Origin of the sequence: Photorhabdus viridis (assembly GCF_040256935.1) — a bacterium.
Classification (GTDB): domain Bacteria; phylum Pseudomonadota; class Gammaproteobacteria; order Enterobacterales; family Enterobacteriaceae; genus Photorhabdus; species Photorhabdus viridis.
Window position 1 is genome coordinate 1 of sequence record NZ_JBEJZY010000577.1, and the last position, 223, is coordinate 223.

At 59.6% G+C, this 223-nt stretch carries 1 protein-coding gene; it reads right to left on the minus strand.

The features are described 5' to 3' along the window. Nucleotides 1-223, minus strand: a 223-nt coding sequence (locus ABR397_RS24625; protein ID WP_350307962.1) for a hypothetical protein, incomplete at both ends; no start/stop codon positions are given.

The window sequence follows — 223 nt, forward strand, 5'->3', positions numbered from 1 at the left end:
GAACACCACTTTTTCCTGACCGCTGGTCTGCGACAACACCTGCGCCCAGGCCAGATGGCACAATGTTGCCACACTGACGCCCAGACGTTTCGCCTGCTGACGAAGGCGATCATTTAACGCCGGCGATAACATCCGGTGCGATTGTGTGACCTGCGAGCCATCACGATGCACCTCGGTCAGGCCAAACGGCAGCGTCGGCTCATCCACGTCAGCCAGCATGTCG